This is a genomic window from Halobellus ruber, assembly GCF_014212355.1.
GTDB classification, from domain to species: domain Archaea; phylum Halobacteriota; class Halobacteria; order Halobacteriales; family Haloferacaceae; genus Haloquadratum; species Haloquadratum rubrum.
This window is the reverse complement of record NZ_JACKXD010000001.1, coordinates 150268-169379: the sequence shown is the minus strand read 5'-3', so window position 1 is coordinate 169379 and position 19112 is coordinate 150268. Positions and strand designations below refer to the sequence as shown.

General features: G+C 70.0%; 21 protein-coding genes. 10 read left to right on the top strand and 11 right to left on the bottom strand.

Annotated features, from left to right (window positions below):
• Positions 1-281: 281 nt before the first annotated feature.
• Positions 282-1517 (top strand): hydroxymethylglutaryl-CoA reductase (NADPH), encoded by a 1236-nt coding sequence (gene hmgA / locus H5V44_RS00875; protein WP_185191255.1) that lies wholly within the window; start codon positions 282-284, stop codon positions 1515-1517.
• Positions 1518-1521: 4 nt separating this feature from the next.
• On the opposite strand, the gene H5V44_RS00870 is transcribed toward hmgA, so the two are convergent.
• From H5V44_RS00870 to icd, 4 genes are all read right to left on the bottom strand, one after another.
• Positions 1522-1875 carry a hypothetical protein gene (locus H5V44_RS00870; RefSeq protein WP_185191254.1) on the bottom strand — a complete coding sequence of 118 codons (354 nt, stop codon included), beginning with the start codon at positions 1873-1875 and terminating at the stop codon, positions 1522-1524.
• A complete protein-coding gene (locus H5V44_RS00865) occupies positions 1872-2399 on the bottom strand; it encodes a DUF5817 domain-containing protein (RefSeq protein ID WP_185191253.1) in 528 nt (175 codons plus the stop codon). Before H5V44_RS00865 ends, H5V44_RS00870 begins: the two co-directional genes overlap by 4 nt.
• 57 nt (positions 2400-2456) lie before the next feature.
• On the bottom strand, positions 2457-3752 hold the full coding sequence (locus H5V44_RS00860; protein ID WP_185191252.1) for a lactate racemase domain-containing protein: 1296 nt from the start codon (positions 3750-3752) through the stop codon (positions 2457-2459).
• Between the two features lie 63 nt (positions 3753-3815).
• Positions 3816-5075 carry an isocitrate dehydrogenase (NADP(+)) gene (gene icd, locus H5V44_RS00855; RefSeq protein ID WP_185191251.1) on the bottom strand — a complete coding sequence of 420 codons (1260 nt, stop codon included), beginning with the start codon at positions 5073-5075 and terminating at the stop codon, positions 3816-3818.
• Positions 5076-5273: 198 nt separating this feature from the next.
• Here icd and H5V44_RS00850 point away from each other — a divergent pair, with 198 nt between their 5' ends.
• On the top strand, positions 5274-5936 hold the full coding sequence (locus H5V44_RS00850) for a DsbA family oxidoreductase (protein WP_185191250.1): 663 nt from the start codon (positions 5274-5276) through the stop codon (positions 5934-5936).
• 27 nt (positions 5937-5963) lie between these two features.
• Here H5V44_RS00850 and H5V44_RS00845 read toward each other — a convergent pair whose 3' ends face one another.
• The gene (locus H5V44_RS00845; RefSeq protein ID WP_343067683.1) at positions 5964-6368 is read right to left on the bottom strand and encodes a winged helix-turn-helix transcriptional regulator; all 405 of its coding nucleotides are present in this window, start codon (positions 6366-6368) and stop codon (positions 5964-5966) included.
• A 122-nt stretch (positions 6369-6490) separates the two neighbouring features.
• Between H5V44_RS00845 and H5V44_RS00840 the strand changes: the two genes are divergently transcribed.
• From H5V44_RS00840 to H5V44_RS00825, 4 genes are all read left to right on the top strand, one after another.
• Entirely contained in the window at positions 6491-6811 is a 321-nt protein-coding gene (locus H5V44_RS00840; RefSeq protein ID WP_185191248.1) for a VOC family protein, read from the top strand.
• Positions 6808-7452: an alpha/beta hydrolase gene (locus tag H5V44_RS00835; RefSeq protein ID WP_185191247.1), complete on the top strand. Its 645-nt coding sequence runs from the start codon at positions 6808-6810 to the stop codon at positions 7450-7452. The genes H5V44_RS00840 and H5V44_RS00835 overlap by 4 nt, the downstream gene beginning before the upstream one ends.
• 71 nt (positions 7453-7523) lie before the next feature.
• Entirely contained in the window at positions 7524-8414 is an 891-nt protein-coding gene (map, locus tag H5V44_RS00830; RefSeq protein ID WP_185191246.1) for a type II methionyl aminopeptidase, read from the top strand.
• A 6-nt stretch (positions 8415-8420) separates the two neighbouring features.
• Positions 8421-9014, top strand: coding sequence for an HIT family protein (locus H5V44_RS00825; protein WP_185191245.1), 594 nt, complete (start codon positions 8421-8423; stop codon positions 9012-9014).
• Positions 9015-9037: 23 nt separating this feature from the next.
• Here H5V44_RS00825 and H5V44_RS00820 read toward each other — a convergent pair whose 3' ends face one another.
• Entirely contained in the window at positions 9038-9472 is a 435-nt protein-coding gene (locus H5V44_RS00820) for a universal stress protein (RefSeq protein ID WP_185191244.1), read from the bottom strand.
• A gap of 179 nt (positions 9473-9651) precedes the next feature.
• On the opposite strand from H5V44_RS00820, the gene H5V44_RS00815 reads away from it, so the two are divergent.
• Entirely contained in the window at positions 9652-10659 is a 1008-nt protein-coding gene (locus H5V44_RS00815) for a cation diffusion facilitator family transporter (protein WP_185191243.1), read from the top strand.
• Positions 10660-10749: 90 nt separating this feature from the next.
• On the opposite strand, the gene H5V44_RS00810 is transcribed toward H5V44_RS00815, so the two are convergent.
• Both H5V44_RS00810 and H5V44_RS00805 read right to left on the bottom strand, forming a co-directional pair.
• The gene (locus tag H5V44_RS00810) at positions 10750-11808 is read right to left on the bottom strand and encodes an isocitrate/isopropylmalate dehydrogenase family protein (RefSeq protein WP_185191242.1); all 1059 of its coding nucleotides are present in this window, start codon (positions 11806-11808) and stop codon (positions 10750-10752) included.
• Positions 11809-11976: 168 nt separating this feature from the next.
• Positions 11977-13194, bottom strand: a complete 1218-nt coding sequence (locus H5V44_RS00805; protein WP_343067665.1) for an MFS transporter — start codon at positions 13192-13194, stop codon at positions 11977-11979.
• A 258-nt stretch (positions 13195-13452) separates the two neighbouring features.
• Here H5V44_RS00805 and H5V44_RS00800 point away from each other — a divergent pair, with 258 nt between their 5' ends.
• Positions 13453-15666 carry a dipeptide ABC transporter ATP-binding protein gene (locus H5V44_RS00800; RefSeq protein ID WP_185191240.1) on the top strand — a complete coding sequence of 738 codons (2214 nt, stop codon included), beginning with the start codon at positions 13453-13455 and terminating at the stop codon, positions 15664-15666.
• 7 nt (positions 15667-15673) lie between these two features.
• On the opposite strand, the gene H5V44_RS00795 is transcribed toward H5V44_RS00800, so the two are convergent.
• Positions 15674-16438 (bottom strand): class I SAM-dependent methyltransferase, encoded by a 765-nt coding sequence (locus H5V44_RS00795; RefSeq protein WP_185191239.1) that lies wholly within the window; start codon positions 16436-16438, stop codon positions 15674-15676.
• Between the two features lie 102 nt (positions 16439-16540).
• Between H5V44_RS00795 and H5V44_RS00790 the strand changes: the two genes are divergently transcribed.
• Both H5V44_RS00790 and H5V44_RS00785 read left to right on the top strand, forming a co-directional pair.
• The gene (locus H5V44_RS00790; protein WP_185191238.1) at positions 16541-17395 is read left to right on the top strand and encodes an HpcH/HpaI aldolase/citrate lyase family protein; all 855 of its coding nucleotides are present in this window, start codon (positions 16541-16543) and stop codon (positions 17393-17395) included.
• On the top strand, positions 17392-17565 hold the full coding sequence (locus tag H5V44_RS00785) for a hypothetical protein (RefSeq protein WP_185191237.1): 174 nt from the start codon (positions 17392-17394) through the stop codon (positions 17563-17565). The genes H5V44_RS00790 and H5V44_RS00785 overlap by 4 nt, the downstream gene beginning before the upstream one ends.
• Here H5V44_RS00785 and H5V44_RS00780 read toward each other — a convergent pair.
• Positions 17505-18245: an MBL fold metallo-hydrolase gene (locus H5V44_RS00780; protein WP_185191236.1), complete on the bottom strand. Its 741-nt coding sequence runs from the start codon at positions 18243-18245 to the stop codon at positions 17505-17507. The two genes, H5V44_RS00785 and H5V44_RS00780, sit on opposite strands and share 61 nt — an antisense overlap.
• Positions 18246-18281: 36 nt before the next feature.
• A complete protein-coding gene (locus H5V44_RS00775) occupies positions 18282-19088 on the bottom strand; it encodes an MBL fold metallo-hydrolase (protein ID WP_185191235.1) in 807 nt (268 codons plus the stop codon).
• Positions 19089-19112 lie beyond the last annotated feature (24 nt).

Here is a 19112-nt window from a genome sequence, read left to right as displayed (position 1 = left end):
CGTTGAAAAATATTCTTCTTCGATACGTCTTTCGAATATAAATATTTCTATATTGGTATTTTGAAGAGATTATTGTCTCTGAATGGTATACCGAATCTCGTTGGTTCGCTGGACCGTCTCTGTGAGTGATTAATCGAGACCAGTTTCGGCAAATGAGAAATCGATGCCGTCATCGGCCCGCCGGAATCGGGCGGCCGCGTCGGGCCGAGGGCTCCCGCGGGCGCCGGGACCCGACCGCCCGAACCCGAAACCGTTAGGCCCGCGACGCGGAACGGACGGGTATGACAGACGCCGCAGCCCTCGCGGCCCGCGTCCGCGAGGGGGAGCTTCGGCTGCACGAACTGGACGATCACGCCGACCCCGACGTCGCCGCCGCGGCGCGCCGCCACCTCGTCGAGTCCGAGACCGACGCCTCGCTCGACGCGGTCGGCAACTACGGCTTCCCCGCGGCCGCCGCCGAACCCAACGTCGAGAACATGATCGGCGCGGTCCAGGTGCCGCTGGGGGTCGCCGGTCCCGTCGCCGTCGACGGCGGCGCCGCCGACGGGGAGGCGTTCCTCCCGCTTGCGACGACCGAGGGCGCGCTGCTGGCGAGCGTCAACCGCGGGTGCTCGGTGCTCAACGCCGCGGGCGGCGCCACCGCCCGGATCATCAAGTCCGGGATGACCCGCGCGCCGGTGTTCCGGGTCGCCGACGTGGTCGAGGCGGAGGCCTTAGTCGAGTGGGTCCGCGACAACGTCGACCGGCTTCGGGCGGCGGCCGCCGAAACCACGAACCACGGCGAACTCCTCGATGTCACCCCGTACGTCGTCGGCAACTCCGTCTACCTCCGGTTCCGGTACGACACCAAGGACGCGATGGGCATGAACATGGCCACGATCGCGACCGAGGCCGCCTGCGACGTGGTCGAAGCCGAGACCGAGGCGTCGCTGGTGGCGCTGTCCGGGAACCTGTGTACCGACAAGAAGCCCGCCGCGATCAACGCGGTCGAGGGGCGGGGCCGGAGCGTGACCGCGGACGTCACCGTTCCCCGGGAGGTCGTCGAGGATCGGCTCCACACGACTCCCGAAGCGATCGCCGAGCTGAACACCCGGAAGAACCTGATCGGGTCGGCGAAGGCCGGAAGCCTGGGGTTCAACGCCCACGTCGCGAACGTGGTGGCGGCGATGTTCCTCGCGACCGGCCAGGACGAAGCGCAGGTGGTCGAGGGCGCGAACGCGATCACCACCGCCGAGGTCCGCAGGGCCGAAGCGTCAGCGGGGTCGGACGGCGACCTCTACGTGTCGGTGTCGCTGTCGTCGCTGGAGGTCGGCACCGTCGGCGGCGGGACGAAGCTCCCGACGCAGGCGGAGGCGCTCGACGTGCTCGGGATCCGCGGCGGCGGCGACCCGCCGGGGTCGAACGCCGACGCGTTCGCGGAGTACATCGCTGCGGGCGCGCTGGCGGGGGAACTCTCCCTGCTGTCGGCGCTTGCGTCCCAACACCTCTCCAGCGCCCACGCCGAACTCGGGCGGTAACGACCTACTCCTCGGGTCCGACGAGTCCGGTGGTGAGCAGCGTCCCGATCCCGACCAGCCCTGCGCCGACCGCGAGCAGCGGCGTCCCCGGCAGTGCGACGCCGCCGTTCACCGCCGCGAGTCCGACCGACAGCGCGAGCCACCCGAGCCCCGACAACGATAACCCCGCACCGCGGCGACGCTGCCCCTGGATCACCGCCGCGCCCGCAAGCAGGGTGTGTGCGCCGAGAAACGCGACCCCCGCGATCACCAGCCGGCCGGTGAGCGCGAGCCCCGCGCCGCCGACGAAACAGACCGCGACGAGCCCACGGACGATCCGCCCGGCCAGGTCCGGCCCGAGCGACGTCGTCCGGCTCATAGCAGCCGGTAGGTCCCGTTCGACTCGGCGACCTCCCCGCGCCGGGCCAGCCTCTCAAGCAGTTCCTCGGCCTTCGCGCCGGGAACGCCGTGGGACTCGGCGTAGGCGGTGACGTCCACGGCCGTCGGCGCCTCCTGCTCCCGGATGGCGTCGCGGACGACCTCGTCGCGGCTGCGTGACTCCGATCGCGACGGGGCCCGCTCGCCCGCCGACGCGACCGCGTCGGCGTCCAGCCCCGAGCCTTCGAGGTACTCCCGGTCGTCGACGCCGCTGTCGTCGATCCGTGACTCCATCTCCGCGACGTGGGCGGTCTCGGCGAACGCCTCGCTGTTGCCGCCGCGCTTTGCGAGCAGCGCCGCCCGGGCCTGCCGGGCGGCCTCGCGGTCCTCGTCTTCGGCCAGCCGGCGGAGCTTCTTCGTCCGGTGGGTCCGGCCGCACCGCGGGCACGTGGCCGTCTCCGCGGCTCGGGGGTCCGAGAGCAGCCAGAGGTGGTCGCACTCCGAACAGCCGACGACGGCGTACATACGCTACCGTTCCGCGGCGTCCGGTTTGAAACTTCGGCTGGAAGCAGGTGGCGGCGACTACTCGTCGACCGGGTCAAACCCCGCATCACCGCCCTCGAACGTCAGCCGCTCCCGGCACTCGACGGTTACCGCGTCGCCGACCTCTTCGAGGAGTGCCTCGGAGACGCGGAACGACGACAGGTGCGAGGTGTCGCGGACCCACGCGATCCGGGCCGTTGCAGGGTCGTAGTGCCCGGCGGTCGCCACCGCGGCGCGGAGCGCGTGGCGGTCGGAGGGGAGGACGATCGGGATCGACGAGCGCGACAGCGACCCGCTGGTCAGCGCGTTGGTGTACATCTGGTCGAGATCGAGTTCGGCAGCGACGCCGGCGGTCGTCACGTCCGCCAGCCCGATGCCGTGGCCGTTGCCGTGGGTTGCCTCCGTCAGTCCGAGCACGGCGATCCGATCGATGTCGGGCGTCGCGGGGTCGGCGGCGTTCACGACACCGTACCGGCCGATCACGTTCGTGTCCATCCCCGATCCCGACACGTCCTTGCCGATCTTCTCGACCACGAGAGCGTCGAGGTCGTCGACGGGGAGCGTCGGCAGGTACTCCCGCGCCCGGTCTAAGAGGTCGGCCTCGGCGTCGGGGAGGTCGGCCGCGGGGATGCCCTCCACGTGCGCCGTCCGGTCGTGGAAGTTCTCCACGACCGCGACGCCGCCGATGACCGAGGCGTTGTCGCGGACGACGTCGAGTGCCCGTTCGATGGTGTCGACGTAGCCGTGGGTCACGGCGGCCTCGTGGAACGCCCGCGCGCCGGCCCGCTTCCCGAGGCCGACGGTGAGCATCTTCGAGAGCCCGCTTTCGACCCGCCCGGAGAAGTTGGTGTGCGGCTTCACCCGGTTGACGACGACGATCCCGTCGGCCGCCAAGGCGGCGGACGCGACCGACACCTCGTGGCCGCGGTCGGTCGACCCGACGGCCTCGGCGTCCATCCGCGCGTCGATCGGACACCCCAGCGCCTCTTCGGTCAGCCCGAGTGCCGCGAGCGTCCGGCGCTGGCCCGCCGCCGTCGACCCGCCGTGGCTCCCCATCGCGGGCACCACCACCGGGTCGTACCCCGCGGTCGACAGCTCCGCGACCACCGTCTCGGCGATCGGCTGGATGTCGTGGATCCCGCGGCTCCCGAGGCCGACGGCGACGGTGCCGCCCGCGGGGACATCCGAGAGCGGCAGCGATGCGACCGCCTCCCGCGTCGCCCCACGGACGTCGTCGAGTTCGGGCGTCGCGGGGTCGTAGGCCACCCGCGCGAACGTCGGGAACCGGACCTCGGGGAGGGCGGCGTCGACGGTGTCGGCGTCGGGGAACTCCATACGCGTCCCTGTTCGGGAAGTCGGAAAAGCGACCGGGGTCCGTCGTGGCCGGTGTGTCTCCGTTCAGGCTAGGTCGTGAATCCGCTCGACGACGGCGTCGGCGAACTCCGAGGTGGCAAGCTTCGTGCCGCCCTCGATCTGTCGGTGGAGGTCGTAGGTGACCTCGCCGGAGGCGATGGTGGCCTCGACGGCGTCGCGGATCAGGGCGCCGGCGTCGTTCCACCCGAGGTACTCGAACAGCAGCCGGCCCGAGAGGATCATCGCGGTGGGGTTGACCTTGTCCTCGCCGGCGTACTTCGGCGCGGAGCCGTGGACCGGCTCCGCGAGACACAGCCCGTCGCCGAAGTTGGCGCCGGGGGCGATCCCGAGGCCGCCGATCTGGGCGCCCGCGGCGTCCGAGAGGTAGTCGCCGTTGAGGTTCATCGTCGCGATGACGTCGTACTCGCCGGTCCGGGTCAGCAGCTGCTGGAGCATATTGTCCGCGATCCGATCGTTGACGACCAGTTTGTCGTCGGGCGCCTCGCCGTCGTACGCCTCCCAGAGTTCCTCTTCGGTGATCGCGACGTCGCCGTACTCCGCTTCAACGAGTTCGTAGCCCCAATCGCGGAACGCGCCCTCGGTGAACTTCATGATGTTTCCCTTGTGGACCAGGGTCACCTTTTCGCGGTCGTTCTCCAGGGCGTACTCGATCGCCTGCCGGACCAGCCGCTTCGTTCCGAACTCCGTGATCGGTTTGACGCCGATCCCGATCGGGCCGTCGTGGAAGATCTCGTCGTACCCCATTCCCTCGACGAACGACTTGACCTCCGCGACGCCGTCGGTTTCCGCCTCCCACTCGATGCCGGCGTAGACGTCCTCGGTGTTCTCCCGGAAGGTGACCATGTCCATCTCCTCGGGGTTCTTCACCGGCGAGGGGACGCCGTCGAGGTAGTAGGTGGGTCGGACGTTGGCGTAGAGGTCGAGCTTCTGGCGGAGCGCGACGTTCAAAGAGCGGAACCCGGAGCCCACCGGCGTCGTGAGCGGGCCCTTGATCGCGGCGCGGTGCTCGCGGATGGCGTCGACCGTATCCTCGGGGAGGTTCTCGTCGTACGTCTCGCGGGCGGCGCTGCCGGCGTAGAGCCGCATCCACGCGACCGACCGGCCGGTCGCCTCCGCGGCGGCGTCGAGCACCTGCTGGGCGGCGGGGCCGACGTCGGTCCCGATGCCGTCCCCGTGGATGATCGGGATGATGGGAGTGTCCGGAACGTCCAACTCGCCGGTCTCCGGATCGGCGAGCGTGATCTTCGATCCCTCCTCGGGGACCGTGACCTGATCGTAGCTCATAAACACCCGCTACTTTCCGCACCGGCCATAAATGGGTGCCGCTACCGTATCGGCCGGCAAATGATGCCGGAGTCCGACGGACCACGGGGCCCCGGCGGCCGGATCGCCTCGCCGACGGCCCGGGGCGACCCCACGGTCGTGAGTCCGGGACTCACGGACGGCCGGGGTTCTTGTACGCGCGCCGCCAACCGAGCGGTGATGAGCAACACACCCGACGCATCAGCCGGGAGCGACGAGTCGACGGGGACGATCACGGTCTACTCGGACTACGTCTGTCCGTTCTGCTACCTCGGCCGGCGGTCGCTCGAAACCTACCAGTCCGGCCGCGAGACCGAACTGGAGATCGACTGGCGGCCGTTCGACCTGCGGGCGGGCAAGCGGAACCCAGACGGCACGATCGACCACGACGCCGACGACGGCAAAGGCGAGGCGTACTACGAGCGCGCAAAGGAGAACGTCCGCCGACTGCAGGAGGAGTACGGCGCCGACGGGATGGAACTCGACCTCGCGACCGACGTCGATTCGCTGCCCGCACAGCTCGTCTCCGTCGCGGTTCGGGACACGTACGGCTACGACACGTGGCTCGACTTCGACGAGGCCGTCTTCGAGGCCCTGTGGCACGACGGCCGCGACGTCGGCGACGAGGACGTGCTGGCGGACCTGGCGGCAGATGTGGGCGTCGACCCCGGCGATGTCCGCGAGGCCCTCGCCGACGAAGGGCGCCGGGACGCGATCCGCGAGCAGTTCCGGGCGGCACAGTCGGCGGGGATCAGCGGCGTGCCGACGTTCGTGGTCGACGGCCACGCCGCCCGCGGCGCCGTGCCGCCCGAGCAGCTCGAACGGCTGGTCGAAGGGACGTAACCAGGAGGTCGGTTCGTTGCGGCGGAGCTATTCTGCCGGCGTTCCGTCGTCGGTCTCGCCGCCGTCCGCGGCAACCGCCGCCGGATCCTCGCCGGTCGGCGAGGCGTGGAGCCACTCGTCGGCCCACGCCTCGATCTCGTCGAACACCGGACACAGCGACCGCCCCTTCGGGGTCAGCGAGTAGAAGGTCGCGACCGGTGCGTCCTCCTCGAGGCGGCGGTTCACGAACCCGAGTTCCTGGAGGTCGTCCAGCACCCGCGAGAGCGTCCGGGAGCTGGCGTCGGTGGAGCGTTTCAGTTCGTTGAACCGCTTTTCACCCCCCTGGAGGTCGTGAAGCACGATCAGCCGCCATTGGGAGCCGATCTGTTCCAGCGAGTCGATGACCGAGCAGGGCTCGTCGGCGTCGTCGGTCGAGTCGGATTCGGGGGGCACGGGTGTCACCTGGTGGTGCTTTCGTCCGCGAAGGTACAAACCCTTTCGGTACTATAGTAGGTAACGGAGCGATACCGGACCGGCCGGCATCGCGCTCGGAGACATCACGCGGAGACAGCACAATGCAGACACACGGATTACACCACGTTACGGCCGTCGCGGGCGATCCGCGGGAGAACCACCGGGGTTACACGGAGGATCTCGGACTGCGGCTCGTCAGGCGTACGGTCAACGTCGACGACGTCACGACGTATCACCTCTACTACGGCAACCGGACCGGGGAGCCGGGCACCGCGCTGACGGGGGTCCCCTTCGCAGACGCGCACCCCGGCCGCGGGCAGGCGGTCGCGACGGCGTTCGCCGTTCCCTCCGGGAGGCTCGACCACCGGGGAGACCGGCTCGCAGCCCCGAAGGCGCCCGCCGACGGAGGGGTGGACGGATGAGCACGGCCGACCCCCACGACGGCCAGCCGATCCGGACGGCCGGTGCCGCCCTCGACGAGGCCAACGCTGCAGTCGTCCTGGTCCACGGCCGCGGGGCGCGCGCCGACGGGATGCTCCGGTTCGCCCGGGAGTTCGGGCGCGAGGGGCTCCACTACGCCGCCCCGCAGGCCCAGCGCGGCACCTGGTACCCCAACTCCTTTCTCGCGCCGGTCGGGCGGAACCAGCCGCATCTCGACTCGGCGCTGGCCCACGTCGGGCGGGCGGTCGAGCACGCCCGCTCCGGCGGGCTTCCCCCCGAAAAGGTGCTCCTCGTCGGGTTCTCCCAGGGGGCGTGTCTGGTCTCGGAGTTCGTCGCCCGCGACCCGCAGCGGTACGCCGGGCTGGTGTTGCTGTCGGGCGGGCTGATCGGCGCGGAAGGGACCGACTTCGACTACGACGGCGACGTCTCCGGGATGCCGTTCTTCCTGGGGGTCAGCGACGACGACCCCCACATCCCGGTGTCGCGCGCGGAGGAGACCGTCGAGGTGTTCGAGCGGCTCGGCGCCGACGTCAGGTTCGACGAGTACCACGGCCGCGGCCACGGGATCTTCGAGGAGGAGATCGACTATCTCCGCGAGTTGGTCGGGTCGATCGTCGGGTAGGGACGTCGCTGCCGCCCACCCGAGGCGACACGTTCGGAACCTCTTTGGGTCGTTCGGTCCACGATACGGCTATGAGTCACGGCTCGCTCGACGACGGGACGCTGGAGAAGTACAGGCACGCCGGCACCGTGCTCCGAGGGGTCCTCGACGACGCTGCAGACCTGATCGACCCCGGCGTCACCCATCTCGAAGTCGCGGAGTTCGCGGAGGAACGGATCTACGAGGAAGCTGACGGGTGTGCCTTCCCCGCGAACATCAGCATCGACGAGGAGGCCTCCCACGCCACGCCCGCTGCCGACGACGACACCGAGTTCGGCGAGGAACTGGTCTGTCTCGACTGCGGCGTTCACGTCGACGGATACATCGCCGACGCCGCCGTAACGGTCGACCTCTCCGGGAACGGGGAACTCGTGGAGGCCGCCGAGGAGGCGCTCGACGCCGCGCTCGACGTGGTCGGCCCCGGCGTCGAGACCGGCGAGGTCGGCGCCGCGGTCGAGGACGTGATCCGCGGGTACGGCTATACCCCGGTCCTGAACCTCTCGGGCCACGGCGTCGCCCAGTGGGACGCCCACACCGGCCCGACGATCCCGAACCGCGGGACCGACCGCGGGGTCGAACTCGAAGTCGGCGACGTGGTCGCGATCGAGCCCTTCGCGACGACCGGCCGCGGGAAGGTTTCGGAGGGCTCGAAAGAGGAGATCTACAGCCTCGAAGCCGACCGGTCGGTCCGGAACCGCACGGCGAGACAGGTGCTCGAACAGGTGACAGAGGAGTACCGGACGCTGCCGTTCGCGACCCGGTGGCTCGACTCCCCGCGGGCGGAGATGGCGGTCCGGCGGCTGGAACAACGGGGCGTCCTCCACGGCTACCCCGTCCTGAAGGAGGACGACGGCGAGTTCGTGAGCCAGGCGGAACACACCGTCGTGATCACCGACGACGGGTGTGAGATCCTCACGGCGTAACCCGGGATGGACCGGATCTTCGCCCCCTGGCGGATCGAGTGGGTCGAACGCGACCCCGCCGAAGACGACGTCGACGGCTGTCCGTTCTGCGTGTTGCCCGAGCGCGACGCCGACCGGGAGAGCCGGATCGTCGCCCGCAGCGACCACGCCTTCGTCATCCTGAACAACTACCCGTACAATCCCGGCCACGTGATGGTGATTCCCCGTCGCCACACCGGCGAGTGGGCGGCACTCTCGGACGCCGAACTCCTGGATCACGCCCGGCTAAAGGTCGCGACCATCGACGCGCTCCACGACGGCCTCGGCCCCGACGGCATCAACGCGGGGGAGAACCTCGGCGGCGACGCCGCCGGCGGGTCGATCGAGGACCACGTCCACACCCACCTCGTGCCGCGGTGGCGCGGCGACACGAACTTCATGCCCGTGATCGGCGACACCGGGGTGATCGTGGAGGCGCTCGAGGACACCTACGACCGGCTCCACGCCGCGTTCGCAGGGCATCCGGACGCGGTCGGCGAGGCGGGCGACGGCGACGAACCCCCCGACCGCGCGGTCAGGCTGGCGTTCGGGGCGACCGACGGCTCCGGCGACGCGCTGTAGTCGGCCGCGGACGGCGACCGGAACTACGGGACGAGCACCACCGGCGTGGCCCGTTCTTCGAGCACCCGCTCGGGGGTACTCCCCGCGAAGACCGCGTCGGCGAACGTGTCCTCCTCGTAGCCCATCACGACGGCATCTACTCCGTCCGTCCCGATCAGGTCGAGCACCTCCCGTTGAAGCGCCTCGATCGAGTCGGCGTCCTGGACCGAGTGGACCGAAACCTCGGCGTTCACGTCCAGTTCGTCGGCGATCGACCGGATGTCCGCGGCCCCGAGGTTCTCCTCCAGATCGATCGCGTCGGTCGAGAGGGAGACCGCAGTGACCCGTAGTTCGTCGTGGCGGCCGTACGTCTCGAAGGCGTATCGGATCGCGCGTTCGCTGGCCGGTGCGACGCCGAAGGCGTCCTGCGGAACGCGGCTGTCCGTCGGGACGATGTCGAAGGGGATCAGCAGGTGCATACGTGACGCTGACCCCCGGTCGCCCCTAAAGCTGGCTCCGATTCCCGGCCGGCGGGAGGACCGAAGCAGCTTGTACTGTCGGCTATAGTCCCGTGACGGATTTCGACACCCCGGGGTGTTGAAACTCTTCACGTAGTTATCGCCAACAGTATTAGCCGTCGAGCGGATACGGTCGGACGATGAGCGACGATCGGAGGCGCACCGTCCGCCGCGTGGGTGCCGTCGTGCTCGCCGTCAACCTGCTTCTCGTAGCCGCAAAGGGCGGGGTCTGGTGGGTCACGGGGAGCCTCGCGGTCGGGTCGGAGGCGGTCAACAGCCTCGCCGACGTCGCCTACAGCCTGATCGTCCTCGCCGGGTTGTATCTCACCACCCGCCCGCCGGACTTCGAGCACCCGCACGGCCACGAGCGGATCGAGCCGTTCGTCTCGCTTTTCGTCGCGCTCGGCGTCTTCGTTGCGGGCGGCGTGGTGCTCTGGAACGCCGCTACGTCCGTCCTGAACGGGACCTACGGCGTCGAGGCGGGCGCGGCCGGCGCCGCCGTGTTGGCCGTCACCGCCGGGGTGAAGGTCGGGCTCTACCGGTACTGCCTCGCGGTCGGTCGGGAGCGGCACTCGCCGGCGATCGTCGCCACAGCCCTGGACAACCGCAACGACATCCTCACCGCGGGCGCGGCGCTCGTCGGCGTTGTCGGCGCGTCGTTCGGCGCGCCGGTGCTCGACCCGATCGCCGCGGGGGTCGTCTCGGTCGGCATCTTCTACACCGGCTTCGAGATCGTCCGCGACAACGTCGGCTACCTCGTCGGCGCCGCGCCCCCCGAGGACCTCCGCCGGGAGATCATCGAGCGCGCGCTGGACCACCCGCGGGTCCGGGGCGCCCACGACGTGGTCGCCCACTACGTCGGTCCCGAGGTGGACGTGAGCCTCCACATCGAGGTCGAGGGGCATATGTCGCTGTTCGAGGCCCACAACATCGAATCGGAGGTGGTCGAGTCGATCCGATCGATCCCGGAGGTCGACGACGTGTTCGTCCACGTGGATCCGAAGGAACTCGGCGAGTGGAAGGCCGACGACGCCGACCCGGCGGGCGGGAGGGGGGTCGCCGGACCGGAAAGCGCCCCGCCGGAACGGGGTCGCAAGGAGGGATCCGCTCGGTCGGAGGCGGCCGACGGCCCCGAAAAACGGGACTGAACCCGGTGATGCGTCGCTTGGAACGGCCGTCGGTCACCGAGAGAGGTCAATCCCGAAACGGAGCGACTCCGACCCGGCGTCGGCTGGCGGTTACAGCCGCGACCGGAGGTCGGCGGCGACATTCCCGGTTCCGGCGCTCCCCCCGATGTCGGGAGTCCGCGGCGCCGACTCGTCGGCAAGCTGGTCGGTGACGGCGGTCCACAGCGCGTCGGCGGCAGCCGTCTCGCCGAGGTCGTCGAACAGCATCGACCACGACAGCACCGTCGCCAGCGGGTTCGCGACGCCGTCGCCGACGATGTCGGGGGCGCTGCCGTGGACCGGCTCGAACATCGATGGGTTCGCGTCGCCGGGGTGGACGTTTCCGGACGGCGCGAGCCCCATACTCCCGGTGATCTGCGCCCCGATGTCGGTGAGGATGTCGCCGAAGAGGTTCGAGGCGACCACCACGTCGAACTCGTGGGGACGCCGGATCAGGTCCATCGCGGCCGCGTCGACCAGAAGGCGCTCGACGTCGACCGACGGGAACTCCTCGCTCACCTCCGCGACGACGTCGTCCCAGAACACCATGCTGTGTGCCTGTGCGTTCGACTTCGTGATGGAGGTGAGGTGGCCCTCCCGCTCCGTGGCGGCCTCGAACGCGGCGCGGGCGATCCGCTCGGTGCCGCGACGGGTGAAAAGCGCCGACTGGACCGCGGTCTCGTGGTCGAACCCGCGGTGTTCCCGCCCGCCGACGCTGGCGTACTCGCCTTCGGTGTTCTCCCGGTAGACCACGAAGTCGACGTCACCCGGGCCGTACCCCCGGAGCGGGCTCTCGATCCCCTCGAAGAGCACGTTCGGACGCTTGCAGACGTACTGGTCGAGCCCCTTCCGGATCGGGAGAAGCAGGCCGTGGAGCGTGACGTGATCGGGGACCTCGGGGTGGCCGACCGCGCCGAGGAAGACGCTGTCGAACCCGCGCAGCCGATCGATGCCGTCGTCTGGCATCATCTCCCCGCGGTCGAGGTAGCGTTCGGTCCCCCAGTCGAACCGCGTCGTCCCGATCTCGAACCCCGCGTCGGCGGCCGCCGCCTCCACCACCGGGAGCGCCGCGTCGACGACCTCCACCCCGATGCCGTCGCCCGGAATCACGGCGATCTCGTACGAGTCCATACCCCGCCGGTTCGTCGGGGACGGGTTTGAATTTTTGTGCTGTCCGTCCCTTTCGGGCGGGTCAGACGGCCGCGGGGTCCGGGTCCCGGCGACGCTGGCCCCCCGCCTCCGCACAACCCGCACGTCGGCCACGAACGGTGAACCGAGCGGTCCCGGTTCCCGTCTGACTCACTCGAACGCCCAGAGCAGGGCCGAGAGTCCCGCTGCGACCGCGAGCGCCGCGGTGAGCAGTAGGAACGCCGGCCGGAACCCGGCGGTCTCCGAGATGACGCCGACGAGCGCCGGCGACGACGCCCCGGCGATCATGAGCAGCGTCCGGACCGCGCCGAGGCTCCCGCCGGCCACCGACGCCGGGATGGCCGACATCAGGTACGCGCCGCGGACCGGGCGGTACCCGTGCGAGCCGAGTCCGAGACAGACGATGGCCGCCCCCAGCGCCGGCGGGCCGGCGACGCCGGTGAGCAGCACGATCGACCCTAATCCGAGGGTCGCGAGCCCCAGCGTGACCACGATCATCGGGAGTGAGCCGGTTCGGTCGCTGGCCTCGCCGGTGAGGAGTTGGACGAGGCTCACCGCGAACAGCGCACCGAAGAGCAGGTTCGCCGTGTCGGACGCGAGCCCGGCCGCCCGGGTGAGATACAGCGGGAGGAACGCGATCACGGCGTTGTACGCGAACGAGAACAGGATCGTGACCGCGACGAAGGTGGAGAACCGCCAGCTCCGGAACATCGCCGCGTACTCCCGGATCGGAACGCCGCCGTCGCCGTCAGCGCCGCCGGCCTCCTCGGGGATGCGTGCCGGAACCCGCGTGACGAACGCCGCGGTCACGCCGAGTCCGACGACGCCCGCGAGCAGGAAGGTGGTCCGCCAGCCGGCCCCGACGACCCCGGGGAGCCCCGCGAAGACGACGACCACGGCCGGGGCGGCGACGCCGCCGAACGCGCCGAAGGTATCGAACACCCCCAGCGCCCGCCCGGTCTGGTCCGGATACGTCCGGGAAAGCAGCCGGACGCCGACGGTCTTGAGCGTCCCCGTCCCCGCCCCGATCACCAGCATCGCCCCGATGAGGACCGCGAGCGGGGTATCGACCGCCAGCGCGAGCGCCCCCAGCGCCGCGAGCGCGGCCCCGCCGCCGAGGACGGTCACGGAGCCGAGGCGGTCGGCGAGCAACCCCGAGGGGAACTGGAGAACGGCGTAGACCATCAACAGCCCGCTGAACGCCGTTCCGAGGCCCGCAGTAGAGATCGCATAGACGTCGGAGATCCGCTCGAAGAGCGGGGGAAAGGAGAACCGGACGAACTTCCCCAAAAACCACAGCGCGGAGGTGAGGACGATCGCGTCGAAGCGACCCAACCGTGCGAGACGCGAGCGTTCGAGGCGGCTCACCGCCACCCCCCTCGGCGGCCGGCGTCGGGGTCCGGTCCCGCGGGTCGGGGGTCCGCAGTCGGGGCGGTGGAGCGCCCCCCCAGCGGGGTGCCGGAGTGAAGTCGCTCGGTAGACATATCGGCGGGTTCGATCCCAGGGTTGATAACGATGATGACTCATAGATGCGACAGCGATGGTTCGACACGAACACGGAGACGAGCCGGTCTCGGTGTCCGACGGCGGTCCGTTTCTCCCCCGGGCGTGGTCCGGGAGGCGACGGTGACGCTCCTCAGTGTCGAGGACCTGCGGGTCAGGTACGGGACCGACGAGGGGGCGCTCCACAGCGTAAACGGGGTCTCGTTCTCCATCGACGACCGCGTCAACTACGCGCTGTCCGGGGAGTCGGCGTCGGGGAAGTCGACGACGGCGAAGGCGATCCTCGGGTTGCTCCCCGATCACGCCACGATCGAATCCGGCGAGATCGAGTTCGCCGGCCGGGACCTCCGGGCGCTGACGCCGTCGGAGCGACAGGACCTCCTCTGGGAGGAGGTCGCGTTCATCCCCCAGACCGCGATCGACGCCCTGGACCCGGTGATGACTGTCGGCGCACAGATCCGGCAGGCGATCCAGACCCATCGGGAAGTCTCCGAGCGGAACGCGCGCCGACGGGTACGGGAGCTGTTCGAGACCGTCGGCCTCGACACCGACCGCGTCGACGACTACCCCCACCAGTTCTCCGGGGGGATGCGCCAGCGGGTGGTGATCGCGATGGCGCTGGCGCTGGACCCGAAGCTCATCATCGCCGACGAGCCCACCACGGGGCTGGACGTGATCGTCCAGGACAAGATCATCGACAACATCCTCCAGATCCAAGAGGAGACCGACAGTTCGTTGCTTCTCATCACCCACGACCTGAGCGTCATCGCGGAGACCTGCGACGAGATGTCGGTACTGTACGGCGGCACGGTGCTGGAACAGGGCCGCGTCGACCACCTGCTTCTCAACCCGACGAACCCCTACACGATGGGGCTGAAGAACGCGTTCCCCGACCTCAACAGCGATGGGGACGACCTGGTTTCGGTTCCGGGGGAGCCGCCGAACCTGGAGTCGACGCCGACCGGCTGCGCCTTCGAGCCCCGGTGTCCGTTCTCGACCGAGACGTGTGCGACGGAGCGGCCGGAACTCGAGTCGCTGCCTTACCGGAGCCAGCGGGTCGCGTGCCACGAGGCCGATCGGGCCGCCCGGATGCGCCGGGAAGCCGACCGGGCTGCCACCTGGGGGGGTGCCACCGAGGGATCACGGTCGACCGGCGGCGACATCCTGCTCGAGGTCGACGGGCTGGAGAGATCCTACGAGCGTTCGGAGTCGCTCCTGGGGCAGCTCCCGATCGGCGGCATCTCGCCGACGGTGACCGGGCTCACGAACAGCCTCAGGCGGTGGTACGAGCAGCGCGGCGAGTTCGTCAAGCAGGTGTTCGACGACGACACCGCCGAGGTCCGTGCTGTCGACGGCGTCTCCCTGTCGGTGGCCCGCGGCGAGATCCTCGGCGTCGTCGGCGAGTCGGGGTGCGGGAAGTCGACGCTGGGGCGGACGCTCGCGCTCTTAGAGGAGCCGACCGGTGGCGGGTTCAGGTTCGACGGCCGGCCACACAAGTACTACCGCGACGGGAACCTCCAGGCGTTCCGCCAGCGCCTCCAGATTATCTTCCAGAACCCCTACGAGTCGCTGAACCCCCGTCTCACCGTCGGACAACTCGTGAAAGAGCCCCTGACGATCCACGGCTATCGGACGGGCGAACGCGATGCGGCAGTCCGGGAGACGCTCGAACGGGTCGGGATGGCCCCCGCCGAGCGGCATCTGGACAAGTACCCGAACGAGCTCTCCGGCGGCCAGCGCCAGCGGGTCGCGATCGCGCGTGCGCTGGTCGTCGACCCGGATTTCCTCATCTGTGACGAGCCGGCGTCGATGCTCGACGTGTCGCTCCAGGCGGAGGTGTTGAACCTGCTTCGGAGCCTGGCCAACACCGAAGGGATCGGCGTCGTCTACATCTCCCACGACCTCGCGAGCCTCACCCGGATCGCCGACCGGCTGTCGATCATGTACCTCGGCCGGTTCGTCGAGACGGGAGCGACCGACCGCGTCGTCGCCGACCCCAAACATCCGTACACGGAGGCGTTGCTCGCGGCCGTCCCGGAGACCGATCCCCGCGGGAGCCGCGACCGCGTCACGCTCGGCGGCCGCCCCCCGAGCCCGGAGGCGCTCCCGACCGGGTGTCGGTTCGCGCCGCGGTGTCCGAAGGCGACCGAGGAGTGCCGGGAGTCGGAGCCGGGGCTCGACGAGTGGCGGCGGGCGGATCACGCCGCGGCGTGTTTCCACCCGGCGGAGGGCTCGGAAGCCGGCGATTCGACGGGGGACTCGACCGTCGGAAACCCGACGGGGGGACCGGACATCGGCGGCCCGGCGCGACCCGGCCGGTCGGACGATGGGGAGTGACCCTCTATTACCGGGTCGCCCGCACCAGCAGCTTGTGGTTTGCGAACGACTCGACCGCCCCGTCGTCGCCGCGGCGGATCTCGAACGCCTCGGCCGCGCCGTCCGGCGGGTCCGCGAACGCGGACGCGACGCGCTCCCGGCGCTCCGGCGGTGCGTCGACGGTTTCGAGCCACGTTCCGTAGTCGAGCGTCCGGGCGACGACGCCGGTCGCTTCGACCGCGAACCCGGCGTCCTCGAGCCAGCCGAGCCAGTCGGCGACGGCGTGTGACCGGACGTGGGTCGGATCGCGGAGTCGCTCGACGGTATTGAGGAACGTATCGAGCGCCGACTCGTCGGGGGCGACGTTGTCCTCGAAGGCGAACGTCCCGCCCGGTTCCAGCACCCGCGCGACCTCCGCGACGAACGCGGCCGGGTCGGGGAAGTGATGGGCGGCGATGCGGCACGTCGCCGCGTCGAGGATATCGGTGGCGAACGGCAGCCGCTCGGCGTCGGCGACGACGGCCTCGACGGCGGGATACGACGCCGCAGCGGTCGCGAGCATCCGCGGGGCGGCGTCGGCGGCGACGACTCGGTCGACGCCCGCCTCGACGAGCGCGCCTGCGGTGTGACCGGCCCCGGTCGCGACGTCGAGCCCGTACTCGGCGCCGGCACACCACGCCGCGAGCCGGTCGAGGTCGTCGCCGTCGCGGTGGATGTCGCTGTCGCGGTACGCGTCGGCGTGCGCCCCGAACGCCGACGCCGCCGACCGCTTCCGGTCTCCGTCCTCGGCCATACCCGTACCGTCCGGGCGGCCACGCAAACGTGTTGCGGAGGGGCGGCCCCGACCGACGCCGCCGGACCCCGGGTTTTTCGCTTCCCCGGGCGTGTGGCCGGTATGGTTCGGCGATCGCTGCTGTACTGCCCCGGCGACGACCGGGGGATGATGGAGAACGCGGTCGAAACCGGGGCCGACGCGGTGATCTTCGACCTCGAGGACGCCGTCGCACCCGCCGCGAAGGACGGGGCTCGCGCGACGGTCCGGTCGGCACTCGACGGGCTCGACGGCGGTGGGCCCGACCGGTGCGTTCGGATCAACCCCTACAGTCGGCGCGGGCACGCCGACGTCGAGGCGGTCGTCGGCGAGGTGTCGACCCCGCCAAACGCCGTTGCGCTCCCGAAGGTCGACGGCCCCGACACGGTCGAGGCGCTGGTCGATCACCTCGCTGAACTCGGCGCGGCCGACGTGGACGTCATCCCGCTGATCGAGACGGCTGCAGGCGTCGTAGCCGTAGAGGAGATCGCAGCCGTCCCCGGCGTCGATGCGGTCGCTTACGGCGATCAGGACTTCACCGCCGACATCGGGGCGACGGTGACCGACGACAAGACCGAGTCGCTGTACGCCCGCCAGCGGACCGTGGTCGCGGCCGCCGCTGCCGGGGTGGACGCGATCGACACCGTCTTCACCGACATCGGCGCCCTCGACGGCCTCCGCGAGCAAGCCGAGTTCGTCGTCGACATCGGGTTCGACGGGAAACTCGCGATCCACCCGGATCAGGTTCCGGTGATCAACGACGCGTTCACCCCGACGACGGAGCAACTCGAGTGGGCCGAGGCGGTGCTCGACGGCCAGGCGCGCGCCGACGACGCCGAGTCGGGCGTGTTCACCGTCGACGGCCAGATGATCGACCCGCCGCTGGTGGAGCGCGCGCGGACGTTCATCGAGCGGGCGGAGGCCGCCGGGATCCGGTGAGTTCAGGACGACCGGAAAACGGCGCCAGCGACGCGAGCAACGACGGCGGCGCCAGCAACGCGAACAACGACATCGGCGCCAGCGACGCGAACAACGACGGCGGCGACAGCTACGCGACGGCGTGTTCGGCCGCGATCCGCCGCATCGCCTCGTTGAGCCGGTCGCGGTAGGTGTCGATGTCGGCGGCCTCGATCGGGTTGCCGTGGATCGGGCCGACCGCGGCCACGTCGAACTCGGCGAAGATGTCGTCGAGGGTCCGCTCGACCTTCTCGGGGGCGACGTACCGCAGCCACACCAGGTTGTCACGGTGGTACGCGTACACCTCCTCGGCGGGCGTCGCGTCCGTGAAGTCGCCGGAGAGGTAGTCACACTGTCCGGGGTCGTGGTAGTTGCCGAAGCCGTCGGCGGTGAACAGCACCCCGTCGCCGTGGTCGTAGATCCAGGTGGTGTGCGACCGGTCGGCGAGCGGCGGGTCGATGAAGCTGAATTTCCGGCCCTGGACGGTGAGGCTGCCGCCGATGTCGCATTTCCGGGCCTCGGGGAGGCCCTGCTGGGCGGGCGACCCCGAGGAGGCGACCAACTCCACCGCGTCGGTGTCGCCGCCGAGCGGGGCGACGTTCGCCGCGTGCGGGTAATCCGAGTGCGAGAGGACGATCGCGTCCGGACCCTCGCCGCCGGTCGCCTCCTCGACGGCGGCGGTGATCTCCTCGCGGTGGTAGAAGGAGCCGGAGTCGATCAGGACCGTCCCCTCCGGGGCGCGAACGAGGTACAGCGAGACGTGCTCGTGTTTCCCCTCGTGGTCGTAACACTGGTTGATCCACTCCACGTTGGGCGTGACCTGGACCGTCATCCTCGCACCTCGGTCACGGTGACGTCCCTCATCGAGTCACCCCAGGGTTCCGATGCGTTCCCGGCCGTCGATCTCCCGGGTGACCGCTTTCATCATCTCCATGTATTCGGTGGCGTTCTCCCGGATGACGAGCCCGTGGGAGGGCGCGATGATCTCCGGGTCGAACTTCCGGATCAGGTTGTCGATCTCGGCGTTCGTCTTCTCGACGTCGATGTACTGGTACCAGAACAGCACCCGTCCGTGGAACTCCACGAGCCGGCTCCGATCGAACTCCCCGTCGAGTTCGTCGACGAAGGTCAGGCGCTCGTCGTCGAGGTGGATGAAACCCATCCAGTCGACCGGGAACAGCGTCTCGGTTTCGGTCTCGGTCATCCACACCGAGACCGGCGAGTCAAGGAAGGTGGCCTCGTGGAACTTCACGGTCCGGTTTCCGAGGTCGAGTTCGTCGCCCTCGTCGACGTGGAGCCCGTCGTCGAGGTGGTAGAGTTCGTGGTCGTTGCCGTAGGCGGGCGCGACCAGCGTCGTCTCCGGGTGTTCCTCAAGGATCGCGAGCGTGTTCCCGGCGTGGGGGACGTCCGGGTGCGAGACCGCCAGGTAGTCCAATCCCCGATCGCCGACGATGTCGTCGACGGCGTCGAGGATCTGGTCGGTGCTCGCGGGCGAGAGCGTATCGAAGAGCAGCGTCTCGTCGCCACCGTCGACGAGGTACGCACACTGCGGGACGTACGCCTCCTCCCCGGGCTCGTACCACCCGGGATTACGATCGTCGAGGTCCCACGATTCAGTCCTGTCCGGCCCCGGCTCGTAGATCCAGTGGATCCCGGGGGTTATCTCTCGCGGCACACCGATTCATAACGATCTTACGTA

What these genes read in the sequence shown, in the direction of transcription:
- hmgA (WP_185191255.1), top strand. Translation starts at nt 282, where the DNA reads ATGACAGACGCCGCAGCCCTCGCGGCCCGCGTCCGCGAGGGGGAGCTT.
- H5V44_RS00870 (WP_185191254.1), bottom strand. Translation starts at nt 1,875, where the DNA reads ATGAGCCGGACGACGTCGCTCGGGCCGGACCTGGCCGGGCGGATCGTC.
- H5V44_RS00865 (WP_185191253.1), bottom strand. Translation starts at nt 2,399, where the DNA reads ATGTACGCCGTCGTCGGCTGTTCGGAGTGCGACCACCTCTGGCTGCTC.
- H5V44_RS00860 (WP_185191252.1), bottom strand. Translation starts at nt 3,752, where the DNA reads ATGGAGTTCCCCGACGCCGACACCGTCGACGCCGCCCTCCCCGAGGTC.
- icd (WP_185191251.1), bottom strand. Translation starts at nt 5,075, where the DNA reads ATGAGCTACGATCAGGTCACGGTCCCCGAGGAGGGATCGAAGATCACG.
- H5V44_RS00850 (WP_185191250.1), top strand. Translation starts at nt 5,274, where the DNA reads ATGAGCAACACACCCGACGCATCAGCCGGGAGCGACGAGTCGACGGGG.
- H5V44_RS00840 (WP_185191248.1), top strand. Translation starts at nt 6,491, where the DNA reads ATGCAGACACACGGATTACACCACGTTACGGCCGTCGCGGGCGATCCG.
- H5V44_RS00835 (WP_185191247.1), top strand. Translation starts at nt 6,808, where the DNA reads ATGAGCACGGCCGACCCCCACGACGGCCAGCCGATCCGGACGGCCGGT.
- map (WP_185191246.1), top strand. Translation starts at nt 7,524, where the DNA reads ATGAGTCACGGCTCGCTCGACGACGGGACGCTGGAGAAGTACAGGCAC.
- H5V44_RS00825 (WP_185191245.1), top strand. Translation starts at nt 8,421, where the DNA reads ATGGACCGGATCTTCGCCCCCTGGCGGATCGAGTGGGTCGAACGCGAC.
- H5V44_RS00820 (WP_185191244.1), bottom strand. Translation starts at nt 9,472, where the DNA reads ATGCACCTGCTGATCCCCTTCGACATCGTCCCGACGGACAGCCGCGTT.
- H5V44_RS00815 (WP_185191243.1), top strand. Translation starts at nt 9,652, where the DNA reads ATGAGCGACGATCGGAGGCGCACCGTCCGCCGCGTGGGTGCCGTCGTG.
- H5V44_RS00810 (WP_185191242.1), bottom strand. Translation starts at nt 11,808, where the DNA reads ATGGACTCGTACGAGATCGCCGTGATTCCGGGCGACGGCATCGGGGTG.
- H5V44_RS00795 (WP_185191239.1), bottom strand. Translation starts at nt 16,438, where the DNA reads ATGGCCGAGGACGGAGACCGGAAGCGGTCGGCGGCGTCGGCGTTCGGG.
- H5V44_RS00790 (WP_185191238.1), top strand. Translation starts at nt 16,541, where the DNA reads ATGGTTCGGCGATCGCTGCTGTACTGCCCCGGCGACGACCGGGGGATG.
- H5V44_RS00780 (WP_185191236.1), bottom strand. Translation starts at nt 18,245, where the DNA reads ATGACGGTCCAGGTCACGCCCAACGTGGAGTGGATCAACCAGTGTTAC.